Below are 18,500 nucleotides of genomic sequence, written 5' to 3' on the forward strand. Positions count from 1 at the left end.
GGGGTAACCAATAACTTCTCCCTTTGAAAAAGGGAGATTGAGAGGGATTTGACGTTATTGAATCTTCCTCGCTCGCAGGCTCGGTCCAAAGACTTTCCCCTCACCCCTCTTTTTCAAAGAGGGGAACATCTGATACCCCGTCCGCCCTGGGCGGACTGCGGGGAGGTTCATTTTATTTCAGTAAAGTCAACATCTGCGTAACTGTTATTTGAATGGGATTGTAGATATAACTTATATAGACACCGCTTATCAAAGACAAAAAAGCAAGCATTGCAACACTTGAAACCATAATTGGCGTACTTTCTTTGGCTAACGAATTTTTCGGTTCACCAAGAAAAACCATTGAAAAAACCCTGAATAGATATATTAAAGTTAAGAATGCACCAACAATAAAGGTTAACGCTATATATGGTTGATTGCTGGTTACGGCTCCGGTGATAACAAAATATTTGCAAAAGAATCCCCCGAACGGAGGAATACCCATTATAGAGAAAGCGCACAAGAGAAAGGAAACTGCCGTTATAGGCATTGTCTGTATAAGCCCGCCCATTTTTGTTATATCCTTGGTTTTGGCGTTTTGTTCAACTATACCCGCACATAAAAAGAGCCCGCCTTTTGCCAGTCCGTGCATCAATATATATAGCAAACCGCCTACTATTCCTATCTGATTTCCTATGGAAAGTCCGAGTAAAATAAAGCCTATCTGGCTTACAGTTGATAAAGCTATAATTCTTTTAAGGTCAGTTTCAATTAAAGCAGTTCCTGCGGAGACGAGCGCGCTTGCGCCGGCAATAATAGGAATCACGGTATGCCATATCTCATTTATGGTAAAAGTCGCAATAAAAAGCCGTGCATATACATAAACTCCTATTTTAACAAGGACTGCAGCGTGAAGTAAGGCAGTGACCGGGGAAGGCGCGACACCTGCGTCCGGAAGCCAAGTGTGAAACGGTAAAGTAGCAGATTTAGATAGAATTCCGAAAAGTATTAAAACTACAGCTATATCAGTTAGAGGATTTAAGGCTAGCGAATTTTTTATATCCTGAAAATTAAAAGAACCTGTCTGCTGATAAATAATGATGAAACCGACAAGCATCATCAGCGCCCCGAACATAGTTACTAAAAATGATTTATCGGCTTTTAAAACAAAGGATCTTTCCCTGAAAAAACCTATTAATCTCCAAGAAGTGATTGCCGTAATTTCCCAAAAAACATACAGCAATATAAGGTTAGCCGAAAAAACTATCCCCATCATTGAGCCAAGGAAAAGAATTACCAGGAAATAATATTCGCTTTGATATTCATAATGGCTTATATAATCAAATGAATAAAAAACTATAATAGCACCTATTAAAGAAGAAACAATTGCCATAAAAACTGCTAAAGAGTCCACAGTTAGAACGAAATCGAAACCCAATGGAAGAGGGATGTTTATTGTTGCGATATTACCGGATAGAACTTGGGGGAGCATTAAAAAAGAGGTGATTAAAGAAACTAATATAAAAATTAACGAAAAAATATTCCTAAAAAGCTTTGATATTTTTCCTATAATAGGAAGCAATACCGAGCCTAATACGGGAACAAAAATGCAAAACATCACTAAGGTCGATATTTTCATATTTTTGCCTTACGATTTAAATCTGATTAGTAACAGGCAAGCTCTGCTTTATTGCGATGCGCCTCAAGTTGCTATAAGTTACTATTGGGATAAGAATTTACATTATTTTTAAAATTTTGTCAAATTTTCCAAATAATGTTATGATTTTCTTCTTATTTTTAAAGTATTTTAAAACAGAAATATTTTACTGAAAAAATATCCCGCTTGACATTTTTTAAAAAATGTATTATAAATTAAAGCAATTCATCAAATTGCGGCTATTGGATTGAAATTAAAAATCAGGACTTAAACCGCTTGCCAAAGACTTAGTGGCGGGTTCCGGTCTTGCTTTTGCAAGATTTAGGGAGGTTGATTATATGAAGAAACCGGATGTAGTGAAACAAGTTTCAGACTTATCAGGACTTAATCTTGGCGACGCTAACAGCGCAATAAAAGCCCTGATAAAAGTTATTCAGGAAGCCTTAAAAAAGGGAGATGTAATTTCTCTTTCAGGCCTAGGTTCTTTCAGGTCAAAGCCAAGAAAAGCTCGTCAGGGAAGAAATCCGAAAACGGGAGAAATAATTCCTGTGCCTGCCGGCAAGAAAGTTTCTTTCAAGCCCACGACTACTTTGCGAAAATTAATTCAATAATAAACCCAAAAGGTAAAATTGGCGCAGTTTCTCCAAAGCAGTATTTTTGCGTATAATTGCCTTTGGGTTTTTTTATCCGCAAATGCTGAGAAACCCTTGAGTGCGGATATATCATTAAAGTGCAAAGCTAAATATAGTAATACACCAGAAAACGGCGGATAACCCGCCGCAGCTGTGGCGGCAATACAGTGAATAACTGTGTCTATTGCCGACATGTTAAGCGAAGGCGGGTTGAAGGCAGAATATGGAAAAGATTAAAATAAGAGGATTATTAACAATTTCCGGCTGGATTTTTTTGTGCTGGGGAATTTTAGTGTCCTTAAAAGGTTTCTACGATGTTTTCTTGGGAGAACCCGAGGCAAATCTTTTTTCCCCGCATAAATGGGACTTTATTTCAAAAAAGCAGTGGCTTACGTGGTCAGGATTTGAAATAGCTTACGGGCTTGCCTGCCTAGGCGTATGTTATTTACTTCGGGAATATTCTAAATTTGTGCCCGAATATATTGAGAGAAGAAATGAGCAAAATAAAACCATCTGATAAATTATCAGCTCTGCCGCCTTACCTTTTTTCAAGGATCAACGCGCTAAAAAAAGAAGCGTACGAAAAAAACCTTGATGTGATTGATTTGGGTATGGGAAACCCCGATCTTCCGACACCCAATCATATCATAGACAGGCTTGTTGACACGGTAAAAAATCATCCTAAAACGCACCGGTATCCGCAGGCGAAAGGCATGCCGAGATTTCGCAAAGCGGTTTCAAACTGGATGCAGAACCGTTTTAATATTTCTCTTGATCCGGAATCGGAGATTCTTGCTTTGGTGGGATCAAAAGAAGGTGTTGCCCACTTTTGCATGTCTTACCTAAATCCGGGAGATATAGCCTTGGTTTCAGATCCCTGTTATCCGGTAAATTTTAACGGCGTAATTTTGGCAGGCGGCCAAGTTCATTATATACCTTTAACCGCAGAAAATAAGTTTTTGCCGGATTTGTCTAAGATACCCGCTTCCGTGGCGAAGAAAGCAAAACTATTTTTCTTAAATTATCCTAACAACCCCACGTCTGCGGTGGTGGAAGATAAAAGTTTTTTGTATGAAGTTATAGATTTTGTAAAGAAATACGATATACTTTTGGTTTATGATAATGCCTATTCCGAGCTGACTTTCGGCGGCTATGTTTCGCCTTCAATATTTGAGATTCCAGGGGCAAAGGATGTCGCGGTAGAATTTCATTCATTTTCCAAAACGTTTAACATGGCCGGCTGGCGTATCGGCTGGGTATGCGGCTCAAAAAATCTTATAGGCCCTTTGGAAAAATTCAAATCGTTTCTTGATTACGGCGCGCCGACATTTATTCAGCTTGCCGCAGCAGCAGCGCTTGAAGGGCCTCAGGACTGTGTTAGGGAACAAGCTCAGATATATGAACGCAGAATGAAAAAGGTTGTAAGCGAGCTCAATAAAATCGGCTGGCCTTGCGAAGAAACAAAAGGCACGATGTATGTTTGGCTAAAGCTTCTTCCGAAATTTGAAAAAATGGGATCGCTTGCTTTTGCCGAAAAACTTATTCAGGAAAAAGGCGTGGTTTTAGCTCCCGGGGTAGGGTTCGGCCAGCACGGCGAAGGATATATTCGCATCGCGCTTGTCACTCACGATAACAGGTTTCATGATATGGCTTTAAGATTGAAGGAGTTATTAAAACAATGAAAAAAATAAAAATTGCTATTGTCGGCTATGGAAACGTCGGGAAAGGCGTGGTGAAAATTCTTGAGAATAACAAAACTCAGATTGAGCATAGAGTTGGTTCTCCTATTGAATTAATGGCGATATGCGATTTGTTTCCAATAGCGGAAAAAGCAATTTACTGCAAAAGATATCAGGACATCATAAAAAGGGAGGACATAGATATTGTAGTTGAGCTTATCGGCGGGTACGAGCCTGCCCGCACAATAATATTGGAATCTCTAAAATCCGGTAAAAATATTGTTACGGCAAACAAGGCAGTTATTGCAAAACACTGGGACGAAATATTTTCTACAGCGCGAAGATACAAAAAGCTGGTTTATTTTGAGGCTTCGGTAGGCGGAGCCATTCCAGTTATTCAGGGGCTTCATGAAGGCCTTGCGGCAAATAAGGTTGAAAAAATAATGGGAATTTTAAACGGTACAACCAACTATATTTTAAGCGCTATGTCTAAAGAGGGCATAAGCTTTAAGGAAGGCCTTGCAAAAGCGAAAAAATTCGGTTTTGCTGAAGCAGACCCGACTTTGGACGTGGAAGGGATAGATACCGCAAATAAACTTGCCATACTTTCATCTTTGGCATGGTCCGGCTGGATAAAAATGGATTCCATAGATACCAAAGGGATTTCCAGCGTCACTAAAGATGATGTCAACTTTGCCAAAAAATTCGGCTATGTGATAAAACTTATAGGCGAAGCATCTATGGGAAAAAACGGTCTGGCTCTTTCGGTAGGCCCCTGCCTGATATCGTCTACCCATGCGTTTGCCAACGTCAATATGGAATATAACGCCGTGTTAATTCACGGTGATGCGTCCGGCGATGTTATGTTTTACGGGAAAGGCTCGGGACAGCTTCCCGCGGCAAGCGCCGTGGTTTCGGACATAATATTTTTAGCAAGGCAGATTGTTAACGAAACTGCCGGAAAACTTCCTTACGTGGTTGCTGACCCGTCTAAGAAAATTAAAATTATGCCGAAAGAAAAAAGCAGCGGAACCTTTTACTTAAGATTTTCTGCCAAGGATATTCCCGGCGTTTTATCCAAAGTTTCAGGGATATTGGGCCGTTATAATGTTTCAATAGCAAGCGTTTATCAGGAAGAACCGTTATCTGGCTTAAGAAAAAAAGTTCCTACCCCGATAATAATTCTTACTCATCCGACAAACCACGGCAATTTGGATAAGGCCTTACGAATGATTGATAAATTGCCTATCATTAAAGCAAAGACGGTAAAATTTAGGATAGAAAACTAGCCCTGAATCTTCCTTTCGCCGGTTTACCCCGTTAGAAATAGTGAGACGATATAAAAAGGTAAAAACCAAAGAGATTGGCTGGATATGTCTTTTTCGTAGTTTTATAAATAAACAAACATTATGCTATTTCTAACGGGGTGATAAATCTGGAAGATATTTATTCAAAAATTATCAACGATAATTACAGGATTACCGAGACGGAAGCGCGGAAAATCTGGTCTTCGGATCTATCTCTGCTTCTTGAAACGGCGGATAAAATCCGGAAGCATTTCAAGGGGAACGAAATAAAACTTTGCAGCATAATAAATGCGAAATCCGGCAACTGCCCTGAAAACTGCAAGTTTTGCGCCCAGTCTCTTCATAATAAAGCAGTAATTGAAAAATATCCTTTGGTAGACCAAAAAAAGGTTGAAGAAGCTTTTGAATCTTCAAAGAGAAACCGAGCTTCGTGTTTTGGTATTATTACAAGCGGCAAAAGGGTTACAGAAGAAGAGATTGACCGTATTTGCGAAATGGCCCAGGGGCTGAACGGCACAAAAACTGATGTAAGCGTTTCTTTAGGGATGCTTAGCACGGCATCATTAAAGAAAATAAAAGAATCTGGAATAAATAAAATTCATCACAACCTTGAAACAGCCGAAAGTTATTTTCCGAGCATTTGCACCACTCATTCATATTTAGACCGGTTAAGCACGGTCAAAAAAGCAAAAGAAATGGGTTTTGAAATTTGCAGCGGCGGAATATTCGGTATCGGTGAACTTCCCGAACAAAGAATTGAGCTTGCTTTTGCCCTTCGCAAATTGGACGTTGATTCTATCCCTTTAAATTTCTTAAATCCTATTAAAGGAACAAGGCTTGAAAAAGCAAAACCGCTTTCTCAGGAAGAAATCCTAAGAACCATTGCAATTTTTAGATTTATTTTGCCTGATAAAGACATAAAGGTCTGCGGCGGAAGAGAAGTTAATTTAAAAGATTCCCAATCTAAGATTTTTTACGCTGGAGCTAACGGAATGATGGTAGGAGGATACCTTACGACCGACGGCCGGCCGGTTGAAGAAGATATTAAAATGATTGAAGATCAGGGATTTACGATTCAAGCATGAAAAATATTCAAAAATCAAATATCAAAAATATAAAGCAAAGTTCAAAAACATATAATATGATTTTAACTTGCAATTCCCCGCATCTTGATGCGGCGTAACCAATAACTTCTCCCTTTGAAAAAGGGAGATTGTCAGCCCAAGGCTGACCCGCCGTGGTGGGAGAGGGATTTGACGTTATTGAATCTTCCTCGCTCGCGGTTCGACTATGCTCACCGCCCTGAGTAAAATCGAAGGGCAGGCTCGGTCCAAAGACTTTCCCCTCACCCCTCTTTTTCAAAGAGGAGAGTATCTGATACCCCGTCCGCCCTGGGCGGACTGCGGGGAGGTGCATTTCAATTTTTTATTTTTAATATGTAATTTTAACTTTTGATATTTAATTTTTTATTTAAGAGGGAAATAGTAATGGGCAAGGTAGCATTGATTACCGGTGCGTCGCGCGGGATAGGAAGAAAGCTGGCCGTTTCTTTTGCTTTTGCAGGATATTTTGTTGTAATTAATTATCTTTCTAACAAGGAGAAAGCAAAAGAAACATTATCCATAATAGAAAAATTCAACGGCAAAGGGCTTTTACTTCAAGCAGACGTGTCTGATCCAGCTTCAGTAAAAGAAATGTTTTCAAAAATAACTGAACATGAAAAACAAATTGATGTCGTAATAAACAATGCAGGAATTACCCGCGATCACACTATAATGAAAATGTCTTTTGAAGAATGGGACGAGGTAATTAAAACAAACCTTTACGGCACATTTAATGTAATTAAAGAGTCCGCAAAAATCATGGCAAAAAATAGCGGGGGATCGATCATAAATATTGAATCAATCTCTGCGTTTCAAGGATCTTTCGGCGCAGTCAACTATTCTGCGTCAAAAGGCGGAATAATTTCTCTTACAAAAGCGGCAGCGCGGGAACTTGGCCGGTTCAACATTCGGGTAAACGCAGTTTTGCCGGGATTTCATTTAACTGACCTGGGCCAAAAAGCGCCGGAGCATATTAAAGAAAAAATAAAAGCTGATAATGTTTTAGGTGTTACAACCGATATTCAGGAATTAAGCGAATTCGTGCTCTTGCTTGCGAAAACGAAAACGGTATCGGGCCAGATTTTTAACTGGGATTCCAGGATAATATAAAGGCGTTTACGCGCTGTTGGACCAAGAAGATTCACTCTTCTTGGAAGTTCACGAGTTCACGGGTCCATGTGTTCAGGCATTTGAAGTTGTGTCCTTAACTCGTAAACTCGTCGACTCGTCAACTCGGGGACGCATTTGAGGGAAGTTTTATGATTGAAGTAGTAGTCACAGGTATCGGCATAGTTTCGCCTTTAGGTTTTGGGCGGGAAAGAACCTGGCATGCTCTTTTAAACGGCCATAGCGCGGTAGCGCCGGATAAAGAGTATCCGGGTATTTTGAGTGCCCGCGTGCCTTATCTTGATATCCCCAACGAAACGCGTCTTCTTTCATTTGCATTTCTTTCAACAGCCGAAGCTTTGTTTGATTCGGGTGTTGATCTTTCGCAGATTCCCGCAGAAAGAGTCGGTTGTACCGTAAGCACTTCAAAACTTAATCTTTATTCCGAAAATGACATAATCGGCAATTTTTTACAGTCTAACCTCGGAATGCAGCTAAAAAAAATATTCGGGCTTGGCGGCCCCACCCAAAACATTTCCGCAGCCTGCGCGACCGGAGTAAATTCTATAATTATGGGCGTCGAATGGATTAAAAACGGCAAGTGCGATGTTGTTATTGCCGGCGCGGCAGAATCTTCTTTTCATCCTCTGTATGTTTCAGGATTTAAAAAAATGGGGGTGCTTTCATCAAAAGGAGTAAAACCTTTTGATAAAAAAAGGGACGGTTTTGCGATGGGGGAAGGTGCCGCGGTTTTTGTGCTTGAAAACAAAAAGAGCGCGATGCTTCGCTGCGCAAAAATTTATGGAAAAATAGCGGGGTATGCAATGGCGGAAGATGTAAATAGTTCGGTTGCTTTTTCTGAAGACGGCGATTCAATAATTCAGGCAATAAAAAATGCTCTCAAATCCTCAAAGCTTAAAAAAGTAGATTATATCAACGCTCACGGAACCGCAACACAGCATAACGATCTGGTTGAAACTAAAGCGATAAAAAAAGTTTTCGGGAAAATTGCGTACAAAATACTGGTGTCATCCACTAAAGCGGCGACGGGGCACCTTTTAGGCGCATCCGGCGCAATAGAAACGGCTTTTTGCCTTTTAGCGATCAGAGAAAACTCGGTGCCTCCCACGCTAAACCTGAATGAACCGGACAAAAAACTTGACCTTAATTACGTGCCTAACCGCTCTAGATTCGGCGAGATAAATTCCTGCATGTCTTTATCGTTTGGTTTAGGCGGCCAAATAGGAGTTATCGTAGTTACTAGGTAAAAACGACGTTCACGTGTCCACGGGTTCATGGGTTCACGTGTTCATGCAAAGGCCTTTAACTCGTAAACTCGTGCCTGCCCGCCGTAGCAGTGGCATCAATACGGCGAATAGCCGTGTCTATTTGATGACACGCCAGCGTAGGCGGGGGCTCGTCAACTTCCAAAAAGAGTAGATCTTTTTGGTCCAAGAGCGCGTGAACGTTTTTGATACTGAAAATTATGGAAGAATTACAGAAAGAACTAGAATATGCGAAAGCCAAAGGGCTTTTCCGGGAGATGAAGATTATTTCTTCAGCTCCTGAAAAAGAAATAGTATTTAACGGTAAAAAATATCTAAACTTTTCATCAAACAACTACCTTAATCTTGCCACTGATCCCGAAGTAAAAAAAGCCGCAATAGAAGCCATACAAAAATACGGAGCCGGGGGTACCTCTTCCCGTCTTGTTGCAGGAACTTTAGATATTCATTTACAGCTCGAACAAAAACTAGCCTCATTTAAACATACTCAATCCGCGCTGGTTTTTCCGACCGGATTTCAAACAAATGCTGGTGTAATTTCCACTCTTGTTAAAGACGGCGACTGCATTATTATGGACAGGCTCAATCACGCATCGCTTTGGGATGGAGCAAAACTTTCCGGCGCAAGAATATTTATTTACCAGCATAAAGATTTAAATGCTTTAGAAAAAGTCTTAAAACGGGCAAGCGAATACCGCCGCAGACTCATTGTTACCGATACGGTGTTTTCTATGGACGGCGACCTTGCTCCGCTTAAAGAAATTGTAACACTTGCAAAAAAGTATAATGCCTGGACTTTTGTTGATGAAGCCCATGCAACCGGAATATTCGGGAAAAACGGTTCCGGCCTTTGCGAGTATTTCGGCGTGGAAAAAGATGTTGATGTTATTATGGGCACACTTTCAAAAGCATTGGGTTCTCAAGGCGGTTTCGTTTGCGGTAAAAAAGAACTTATTGATTATCTCGTTAACTTTTGCCGATCGTTTATTTATACTACCTCGCTTTCGCCGTCGTCATGCGCGGCAGCTTTAAAATCTATTGAATTAATTGAAAAAGATCCGGAAAGAAGAAGAAATCTGCTTGATCGCGCCAAAAATTTGAGAAAAGGATTGAATGATAAAGGTTTTGATACCGGCGCATCAGAAAGCCAGATTATTCCTTTGATGGCGGGGTCAGTTGAAAAAGCGATGGCGCTTTCAAAAAAATTCTTTGAAAACGGAATATTTGCGCCGGCAATAAGGCCTCCGACAGTGCCGGAAAACGAATGCCGGATAAGATTTTCTTTAATGAGTTCTCATTCTGACGAAGATCTGGACAAGCTTTTAAATGTGCTATGATTTTAGATGAATAATCAGAGCTGTCATCCCGGATTTGCCTGCCCGCCTTGGGAGGGGTCCGGGATCTAGCCGTTCCCAAAATAATGAATTGGGTCAGGCCTCAAGCATAAAAAAATGAATCTCAAGGAAAAACTATACAAACGAAACCGAATATATTCGGGAAAAGCTGTGGGTTTTTCCGCGGACAAAATTACGCTTCCTAACGGAAAAATTGCAATCCGGGAATTTCTAGAACATCCCGGCGCAATCGCTGTACTGCCATTTTTAAAAAATGGGAAAATAATACTTGTTAAACAGTATCGTTATCCGATAAAAAAAATAACTTACGAAATTCCTGCCGGTAAATTGGATAAAGGCGAAAATCCGGTTAAGTGCGTTCAGCGGGAATTGGAAGAGGAAACGGGTTTTAAGGCAGGAAAAATAAAAAAAATGTTTTCATTTTGGCCAACATCTGCTTTTTCCAACGAGATTATCCATATTTATTCGGCAAAAGATTTAAGGTTAGCCAAGAAAAATCCTGATGACGACGAATTTATTGAGCATATTGAAATACCTTTCAAAAAAGCGCTCCAGTGGGTGAAGTCAGGCAAAATACGCGATTCTAAAACCGTGATCGCACTATTGTTTTGGCAATAAACCCCGTTAGAGAAAACTGGAGCTTCGCGAATAAAAATGGCGACATTACACCGTCGTCTAACAGCATGATTTCAATTCGCTGACAGGAGTCGACGGCATTCTCTAACGGGGTAAACAAAACATTAACTAAATTATAACGGTTTTGAGGATTTTATGCCTACAAAAAAATTGATAATGCTTTTAATGGTAGTTGGTTCAGTAGTAGGCACGTATGTGCCGGTTCTTTTGGGAGCGAGCACATTTGGTTTTGTGTCATTGCTCGGCGGTGCCGTCGGCGCAATAGCTGGAATATGGCTGGCATTTCGGATTTCCCGGTAAGAAATTCAACGCAGAACCTGAGATTTTAAAAAGCGTTATTGCATTATCCGCCTTCGCACCGTCCGCCAATGGCGGAGGCAGGGAAAACTCCTAACTTCTTTTAAGAGATGCTCGCCAATTGGCGAAGTCTTGCCTATGGCGGAAAAGCGAAGAAGGAACCCCCTGTTTAGTTTTGCTACTTGTCCCTGCGATTAGTTTTCGACTTGTCCCCATGCCTAGATTTCAAGGAAATCTTCGGGGAAGAAAACTGCAGGGAGGCAAAACTAGGGGGTAAGCTTCGGCGCCGCGCCTGCCGGCGGGCAAGGACTTCGCCGAAGAAACCAAATTACAAATTAGGGAGACAAAATGAGAACTATAAAAAATATTTTAGCTTTTTTGATGCTCTTTTTATTAAATGGAATAGTCTACGGAGGGGAAAAAGATATGACTAAACTTCCGCCGCCCAGTTTAAAAGGAAAAATCTCTCTTGAAGAAACAATTTCAAAAAGACGTTCAGTGCGAAACTTTGAAGACAAGAAGCTTTCAATTGAACAAATTTCTCAAATTCTTTGGTCGGCGCAAGGCATTACCGACTCTCTAAGTAGAAAAAGAAGCGCTCCGTCCGCAGGTGCTGTGTATCCGATAAAAATTTATTTGGTATCGCCTGACGGTTTTTTTCTGTATGTGCCCGAAAACCATTCTATTCAGAAACTTTTGGGCGGTGATTTAAGAAATTCTCTGGCGAGCGAAGCATACGGCCAGTATTTTATTAATGCGGCCGGAGCTAGTATTGTTATTGCCTCAGATTATGATAAAATTATGAAACGATACGGCTCAAAAGCTGTGCGTTATTGCGATATGGAAGCAGGCCATATTGCGCAAAATGTTCATCTTGAAGCTGTCGCGCTGGGCCTTGCATCTGTTCCTGTAGGCGCGTTTGATGAAAATGGCGTAAAAAGATTGTTTAGACTTCCCGAAAATGAAGAGCCGGTGTATATTATACCGGTTGGCTATCAAAAATAAGTTGTAGATTTTTCGCTATCAGGTGACTGGTCCCTGGTAACGATTTATTAAAAGAGGTTTAAATGTCCGAGAATAAAATATCCCGGCTTTATGAAATAAATTCCCGCATATGGCTTAAAGAACTTACCGAGAAATACCGCCAAAAAATTACCTTTGATACCATCCCGGAAGAAGAAATAATTTATCTTAAAGATTTAGGTTTTGACGCTGTCTGGCTCATGGGCGTATGGCTGCCGAGCATTTCGGGAAGAGCAGAAGTTTTTAAACACGCAAATATTATGAATGCTCTGCGAAGCGCTCTGCCTGACTTAAAAGATGCCGATATCGGCTGTTCGCCTTATTGCATTGCCGGATATGAAATAAATAGTGAGCTTGGAACAAATGAGTCTATCCGAAATTTAAAAAAGAGGCTTAATAACAACGGCATTAAACTTATACTTGATTTTGTCCCGAACCATCTTGCCTTGGATAACCCGCTAACCTTAGCAAGTCCTGAACTTTTTATTTTAGGAAACGCAGAAGACCTTCGCAATAATCCCGATATTTATTTTGAAACAAAATCAGGCGCGATAATGGCGCACGGAAAGGATCCGTATTTTCCCGCCTGGACTGATGTTGCCCAGCTTAATTATTTTAATCCGCAGACGCAGAACATAATGTCCAATGAACTTATGAAGGTTGCCTCGCTTTCAGACGGCGTGCGTTGCGATATGGCAATGCTTATTTTAAAAAAAATTCAGAAAATAATTTGGGGAAACAAAGTCTTTAACGATAAAAAGCTTCGGGAAACCGAAAAAGAGTTTTGGCAGGAAGCTATTACCAGCGTTAAAGCGGTTTATCCCGGTTTTATTTTTATTGCAGAAGTTTACTGGGGGCTTGAACAGGAACTTATGTCGCTGGGTTTTGACTATTGCTATGATAAAAATCTTTATGAAAATTTACGGAACGAAAACATCGCCGAGCTTAAAAACAGCGTCCAATTTTTCGGGAACAAAAATCTCGCATTTATTGAAAATCATGATGAGGGTCGCGCTATAGAAGTGTTCGGTAAAGAAAAATCAAAATCTGCGGCAATAATTATTGCGCTTACGGCCGGGGCAAAAATGTTCCATCAGGGACAGCTTGAAGGAAATAAAGTGCATCTGCACATACAGCTTTTAAGAAAACCTAAAGAAACTGCTGATAAGGAAACGCTTAATTTTTATCGCAAATATTTTTCAGTGTTAAAACAAATTGATCCCGGCTATTCAAGATGGGCTGTTCTTGAAACTATTGCTGCCTGGGAAGGAAACTGGACCTATAAAGAATTTGTCTGCGCATCTAAAGGAAACTCATATTTGGCTGCCGTAAACTTTGCTAACCATCAGTCGCAATGCTTTGTCAGCCCGCGATTGGAAACAGCGTTGGGAAAGGTGATTTTTAAAGATTTATTAAGCGATGTAGTTTATGAAAGGGAAACTGAGAATATAAAATTGCGCGGGTTCTATTTAGATATGCCTCCTTACGGAAGGCATATTTTTAAAATTGAATTCAAATAGTACCGTTACCACCTACGCGGTGGTATCGGTTAGGCCTACTGGCGGAAAAATGGGTGTCTGCCTGCCCCGATGCTTTGATTTCGACTTGCCCCTATGTCTTGATTTCAAGGAAATCAATAGGGGAGAAATCATTCGGGGTCCCTATTTTATAAAAGATCTTAGACAAATAAGTAAAGCAAGTAAAGCCTGACACGGAAAGTAAAACAGTGATTGCTCTACTGTTCTGGTGCCGTATCGCCTTGTAGCTTGAACAACTCTCTAAAGCGAAAAAAGAATCAGTTTCAATTTCAAATGATAAGATAAGAACAAAAATTATTACATGCGAAATAGAATTTGACAACTATAAGTAATTACGGTAAAATACAATTATGGTTAGCAGAAGCCCTCGGGCATGCCCGTAGGTATCTACTGAAACCGTAAGGAACTGTTTTAATGCTGAGAGTGGAGAAGCAAAAGGAATAATTTCGGAAAGAAAATACAATGTATACCACAGTCAACACGGATGTCAACCACCGGAAAAACTATATCTCATTCCCATCGATCATTTTCCACCCTATCAGGCTGATGATAAAGGACTTTAAGCCGAAAATAAGGATATTTATAGAAAGACAGAGATTCATTGTTAAGACAGCTGAGAACGCCTTTGAACTGGAAAAAGCTCTGAAACTCAGGTACGAAGTCTTCTACAAGGAAATGCTTAACAAAAGGCATTTCCTTTTTATTGATGTCGACAAGTTCGATATGTCGTGCGATCACCTTATGATCATAGACAAAACCTCAGGTGATCTTGTAGGGACATACAGGTTTAATTCATCTTTATTCGCAAAAACCTTCTATTCAGAGCTCGAGTTTGATATGTCCAGCATAAAGAATCTTAGCGGGGTAAAAGTTGAACTGGGACGCGTCTGCATACGCAGGGAATGGCGCACAAGCGCGACCTTAGCCCTGTTTTGGAAAGGGATTGCCGACTACCTAGCCGCAACAGACGCAAAATATCTTTTCGGCTGCTCAAGTATCCACACTACCGATTACAGTGAAATAAACCTTGTCACGAATTATTTGAAAAAGAATCATTATTCAGATGCAAGCCTGAGGGTCACTCCAAAACCGTTTTTTGAAGCTTCGAAAAAATCTTTATTTGATATTGATATGTCTTCTTCTGAAACTTTAGAAAGAGCAAAAGCTCTTATCCCTTCGCTCCTCTACTGGTATCTGAAAATAGGCGCAGTGATATGTGGAGAACCGGCAATAGACAGAGCGTTCAGATGCACGGATTATTTCACGATTCTTGATATGGATAGGATAAACAAAAGGATAGAATCCAGATTCACCGCAAAATGACCTTCATTCTAAGGTTCTTCGCCGGGCTTCTCTGCATTGCTGGATATTTTACAGGCACTGCCTTTACATCTTGTTTCTTACCTAAGCGTTTCACACGTTCCGCTCAATCCTTTTTCTCTCGGCTTATCTTGAGAGTAATAAGATGCACAGTCACCACAGAAAATTTCACAAAGGACAACTTTGAACCGTCCTTTATAGCGGCTAATCACCTTTCCTATTTAGATATTCTCTGCATATCCACTGTTGTCCGCGCTTGCTTCATTTCTTCTATTGAGGTAAAGGGTTTCGGGTTCATCCCCGGCATTATCTCAAGACTTGGCCACACATATTTTGTCGACAGAAGAAAGAAATCCAGTGTAACATCCGAGGTCGCCGGCATAGCTGATATTCTTACAGGCGGAACATCGGTGGTATTTTTCCCTGAAGGCACCAGCGGCGACGGAAGCCGTGTCCTTCCTTTTAAGAGCTCATTTTTCAGGTCTGCTGAACTGTCGGGCAGAAGGACCGTGCCTTTATGCATAAACTACACAAAAATTAACGGCATTAAACCGTCTTTAGAAAATAGAGACCTTGTTTTCTGGTATGGGGATATGGGTTTCTTTAGTCATTTCATAAAACTTTTCTCTGCAGGGCCAATGAATGTCAAACTTTCTTTCCTTGAGCCTATATTCCCGCACGAGGGGATAGATAGGAAAGATATGTCGGCCGAAGCTCATCTGCGAATATCAAGAAAGTTTGATAAGATCGTTTAGTTTAAATGCAAACTGATTAAGTGTTTGTGTTGATTTTGAATTAGTGAAGCATCGCCCTCTTGAAGCTAGGGCATCAATATGGCAGCCTGTCCGCCCTCGGGCGGAAATAGCCGCGTTTATTGATGAAACGCCTAGCGCAGGCGGAGGGGTGGAAACGGCACCAAACCAACCCCCGGGGTTGGGTTTGGTCAGGTACCAGTTATTCCAAGGAGGAAACATATATGCCGATTGTAAGGATTGAGATGTGGCCCGGACGGCCGGCTGAAACTAAAAAAAAGATTGCGCAAGATGTAACGAAATCGCTTGTAGATAATATCGGTTGCCCTGCGCAAGCCGTTACCGTTGTTTTTGATGATAGGCCGCAGGAAAACTGGGCCATCGGCGGCCAGCTTCAAAGCGAGATGTTTAAGAAATAGGGGACGGGGTCAGGAAATAAGGTATGGATGCCATTGCCAATGTGGCGAGTCCTTCCAAAGCTTCAGCGAATGAGGATGTTTGTAATGGATGTGGAAAAGAAAAATAGGGTGTAAGAAAAAAAGGAGGATGTCATGAAAAGATTGCTAGCTTTATTGTTAGTAGCGGCGTTGGTTGTACCATCATCTTTTGCGGCTTCAAAAACAGCTGTTTCAAAAACAACTGTAAAAGATCTTCTGACGGATCAAAACAGCGTGTTGGTTTTGGTGGACTATCAACCCGGGATGTTTAAAGGGATTGATTCAGGTAACAGAACCACGATGAAAAATGCTGCTGTTTCTGCGGCAAAAGCTGCGAGTATTTTGAAGGTGCCGGTTGTCCTTACGTCCATCTATCCTCAAGGCAACGGAGAGTTTCTCAAAGACATCACGGACCTGTTTCCTAATCAGGAAGTGATTGCGCGCAAGGTACCGGGTTTTGACGCTTTTGACGACGAAAGGGTCTGGGCAGCCGTTAAAAAAACAGGGCGGAAGAAAATAGTTATTTCAGGTTTGTGGACAAGCATGTGTTTTGCATATACTGCGATTCATGGTTTAAGGGAAGGATACGAAGTGTACGGAATAATGGATGCTGCAGGCGATGCATCGCTAGACGCTCACAAATACGGAATAGAAAGAATGATGCAGGCGGGAGTCGTTCCGATCACTTTGATTTCCCTTGTCTCAGAGTGGATGCATGACTGGCAAAATCCGAAAGCGGGAGAACTTATAAACGAGGTTTATTCAAAATATAACGCAATGCTTGGAATGTAATCTTGGATTGTTTCAACCTACGCGGTGGAAACGGTTCCAAAACATAGTAAAAATAAATAGGAGGTCACAATGAAAAAGATTTTTAGTGTTGTTTTGTGTGCGGTTTTGTTTACAAGCGTTTCAGTGTTTTTAACGGCTGAAGAAACCGCCAAAAAGAAAGAACCCGTGATGGGTGCTCAAGGTACAGAAAAAGAAATGATGAGCGGGTGCATGATGGGAAAGGGAATGATGGAAAAGGGCGGGATGAAAGGAATGTGCCCCATGCACGGAATGATGATGGGCCAAATGATGGGCAAATCCATGATAGCATCCGGAGATGGCGGCGTTATCGTAATGATGGGAAATAAACTTATGAAATACGACAAAGACCTTAATTTAGTCAAAGAAGCTGAAATTAAAGTTGATGAAGAAGCGATGCAGAAAATGATGGAGATGTGCAATAATTGTCCGATGTGCAAGGAAATGAAAGAGCAAAAAGGCATGGGTAAAGGCTCGCCTAAGAAAAAATAAGTTAAATTAGTAAAGGCCTGACCGTAAAACCTTATTTCAAGGAGGTTTAATGGACGTTAAAGAGGCGATAGAAAAAAGACGGGCTTACAGATCGTTTGACACGGTGGTGATAACAAAAGAGCTTGTAGATGATCTGGCATCCTGCGCCCGAATCGCTCCGTCATGTTTTAATAAACAGCCGTGGCGTTATGTTTTTGTTTTTGGCAAAGAAGCGCTTCCGAAATTCAAAGAGGTGCTTTCTCCGGGGAACGACTGGGCCAGGGACTCGTCAATGATAATTGCGGTTGTGAGCAAAAAAGATCTGGACTGCGTTATGAAAGACGGCAGGGAATACTACTCCTATGACGTGGGTATGGCTACAGCGTTTATGATACTAAGGGCGACGGAACTTGGGCTCATTGCCCATCCGATAGCCGGTTATGACCAGAAAAAAGCTAAAGAAATCTTAAAGATACCTGATGATATGACGGTAATAACCCTGGTGAACGTTGGGAAACACGCTTCGGACATCAAGCCTTCCTTGAACAATGAGCAGGCTGAGGTTGAAAAAGCAAGGCCTGAACGGCTCCCTTTAGATCAAATCGCGTTTTACGACTATTACGGCAAAAGATAGCGAGGGTAGTATACGCGTTGTCTTTGCGAGGAACGAAGCAATCTCGGATCCAATGTCATTCCCGCGGATAGTTAGCGGGAATCCAGTCCATTACCAATGCGCCGCGCCCCCGCGTCTAGTTTCTGAAAGAAACTGCGGGGGGGTTTGGTAATGGCATTCATTGGTATGATGCAAATTGTTGAAAGATATTGCCTAATTTGATACTATTTTGCCGTCAAAAAGGGAAGTTGGGGGGTAAGACGATCCCAAATCTGCTCGCCAAAAATACCTCATTCGTTTTTCAATCCAAACTTACCTGAAATAATTCATGGAAAGTTTTGTGTAAATAAGTAAAGTAAGTAAAGCCTGATAATATGTTAGGTGGTTCCTCACAGTTTTGCTAAAATATTTTAGCGAAACAAATAACAAAAAGGAGGAACCACCATGAATTATGTTGGAGCTGATTTACACAAAGAGCAGACCTGGTTTTATGTAATG

General features: G+C 41.1%; 20 protein-coding genes. 19 read left to right on the forward strand and 1 reads right to left on the reverse strand.

All coding sequences use genetic code 11. The annotated features are described in order from the left end of the window. Positions 1 to 172: 172 nt before the first annotated feature. Positions 173 to 1,372: an NADH-quinone oxidoreductase subunit L gene (locus NT145_06025; GenBank protein MCX5782243.1), complete on the reverse strand. Its 1,200-nt coding sequence runs from the start codon at positions 1,370 to 1,372 to the stop codon at positions 173 to 175. A gap of 55 nt (positions 1,373 to 1,427) precedes the next feature. On the opposite strand from NT145_06025, the gene NT145_06030 reads away from it, so the two are divergent. From NT145_06030 to NT145_06120, 19 genes are all read left to right on the forward strand, one after another. Next, complete coding sequence (locus NT145_06030; protein ID MCX5782244.1) at positions 1,428 to 1,730, forward strand: hypothetical protein; 303 nt, start codon at positions 1,428 to 1,430, stop codon at positions 1,728 to 1,730. Positions 1,731 to 1,926: 196 nt separating this feature from the next. Beyond that, positions 1,927 to 2,247: an HU family DNA-binding protein gene (locus NT145_06035; GenBank protein ID MCX5782245.1), complete on the forward strand. Its 321-nt coding sequence runs from the start codon at positions 1,927 to 1,929 to the stop codon at positions 2,245 to 2,247. A gap of 244 nt (positions 2,248 to 2,491) precedes the next feature. Continuing rightward, a complete protein-coding gene (locus tag NT145_06040; protein ID MCX5782246.1) occupies positions 2,492 to 2,785 on the forward strand; it encodes a hypothetical protein in 294 nt (97 codons plus the stop codon). Then, complete coding sequence (locus NT145_06045) at positions 2,763 to 3,950, forward strand: aminotransferase class I/II-fold pyridoxal phosphate-dependent enzyme (GenBank protein MCX5782247.1); 1,188 nt, start codon at positions 2,763 to 2,765, stop codon at positions 3,948 to 3,950. The genes NT145_06040 and NT145_06045 overlap by 23 nt, the downstream gene beginning before the upstream one ends. Further along, positions 3,947 to 5,236: a homoserine dehydrogenase gene (locus NT145_06050; GenBank protein MCX5782248.1), complete on the forward strand. Its 1,290-nt coding sequence runs from the start codon at positions 3,947 to 3,949 to the stop codon at positions 5,234 to 5,236. The genes NT145_06045 and NT145_06050 overlap by 4 nt, the downstream gene beginning before the upstream one ends. Before the next feature lie 137 nt (positions 5,237 to 5,373). Beyond that, a complete protein-coding gene (gene bioB / locus NT145_06055) occupies positions 5,374 to 6,339 on the forward strand; it encodes a biotin synthase BioB (protein MCX5782249.1) in 966 nt (321 codons plus the stop codon). A gap of 402 nt (positions 6,340 to 6,741) precedes the next feature. Then, entirely contained in the window at positions 6,742 to 7,467 is a 726-nt protein-coding gene (locus NT145_06060) for an SDR family NAD(P)-dependent oxidoreductase (protein MCX5782250.1), read from the forward strand. A 149-nt stretch (positions 7,468 to 7,616) separates the two neighbouring features. Continuing rightward, on the forward strand, positions 7,617 to 8,732 hold the full coding sequence (locus NT145_06065) for a beta-ketoacyl-[acyl-carrier-protein] synthase family protein (GenBank protein MCX5782251.1): 1,116 nt from the start codon (positions 7,617 to 7,619) through the stop codon (positions 8,730 to 8,732). A gap of 218 nt (positions 8,733 to 8,950) precedes the next feature. Then, complete coding sequence (gene bioF / locus NT145_06070; GenBank protein ID MCX5782252.1) at positions 8,951 to 10,087, forward strand: 8-amino-7-oxononanoate synthase; 1,137 nt, start codon at positions 8,951 to 8,953, stop codon at positions 10,085 to 10,087. Between the two features lie 114 nt (positions 10,088 to 10,201). Further along, on the forward strand, positions 10,202 to 10,723 hold the full coding sequence (locus NT145_06075) for an NUDIX hydrolase (GenBank protein ID MCX5782253.1): 522 nt from the start codon (positions 10,202 to 10,204) through the stop codon (positions 10,721 to 10,723). A gap of 153 nt (positions 10,724 to 10,876) precedes the next feature. After that, a complete protein-coding gene (locus NT145_06080) occupies positions 10,877 to 11,041 on the forward strand; it encodes a hypothetical protein (protein ID MCX5782254.1) in 165 nt (54 codons plus the stop codon). Between the two features lie 345 nt (positions 11,042 to 11,386). Next, positions 11,387 to 12,043: a SagB/ThcOx family dehydrogenase gene (locus NT145_06085; protein MCX5782255.1), complete on the forward strand. Its 657-nt coding sequence runs from the start codon at positions 11,387 to 11,389 to the stop codon at positions 12,041 to 12,043. Between the two features lie 62 nt (positions 12,044 to 12,105). Next, on the forward strand, positions 12,106 to 13,581 hold the full coding sequence (locus NT145_06090) for an alpha-amylase family glycosyl hydrolase (GenBank protein ID MCX5782256.1): 1,476 nt from the start codon (positions 12,106 to 12,108) through the stop codon (positions 13,579 to 13,581). Positions 13,582 to 14,061: 480 nt separating this feature from the next. Beyond that, a complete protein-coding gene (locus NT145_06095; protein MCX5782257.1) occupies positions 14,062 to 14,922 on the forward strand; it encodes a GNAT family N-acetyltransferase in 861 nt (286 codons plus the stop codon). A 128-nt stretch (positions 14,923 to 15,050) separates the two neighbouring features. Next, positions 15,051 to 15,674 (forward strand): lysophospholipid acyltransferase family protein, encoded by a 624-nt coding sequence (locus NT145_06100; protein ID MCX5782258.1) that lies wholly within the window; start codon positions 15,051 to 15,053, stop codon positions 15,672 to 15,674. Between the two features lie 221 nt (positions 15,675 to 15,895). Continuing rightward, on the forward strand, positions 15,896 to 16,090 hold the full coding sequence (locus NT145_06105) for a tautomerase family protein (protein MCX5782259.1): 195 nt from the start codon (positions 15,896 to 15,898) through the stop codon (positions 16,088 to 16,090). Positions 16,091 to 16,222: 132 nt separating this feature from the next. Continuing rightward, complete coding sequence (locus tag NT145_06110) at positions 16,223 to 16,900, forward strand: isochorismatase family protein (GenBank protein ID MCX5782260.1); 678 nt, start codon at positions 16,223 to 16,225, stop codon at positions 16,898 to 16,900. A gap of 69 nt (positions 16,901 to 16,969) precedes the next feature. Next, the gene (locus NT145_06115) at positions 16,970 to 17,410 is read left to right on the forward strand and encodes a hypothetical protein (GenBank protein ID MCX5782261.1); all 441 of its coding nucleotides are present in this window, start codon (positions 16,970 to 16,972) and stop codon (positions 17,408 to 17,410) included. 49 nt (positions 17,411 to 17,459) lie between these two features. Next, positions 17,460 to 18,023, forward strand: coding sequence for a nitroreductase family protein (locus tag NT145_06120; GenBank protein MCX5782262.1), 564 nt, complete (start codon positions 17,460 to 17,462; stop codon positions 18,021 to 18,023). Positions 18,024 to 18,500 lie beyond the last annotated feature (477 nt).

Source organism: Elusimicrobiota bacterium (assembly GCA_026388075.1).
Classification (GTDB): domain Bacteria; phylum Elusimicrobiota; class Endomicrobiia; order Endomicrobiales; family JAPLKN01; genus JAPLKN01.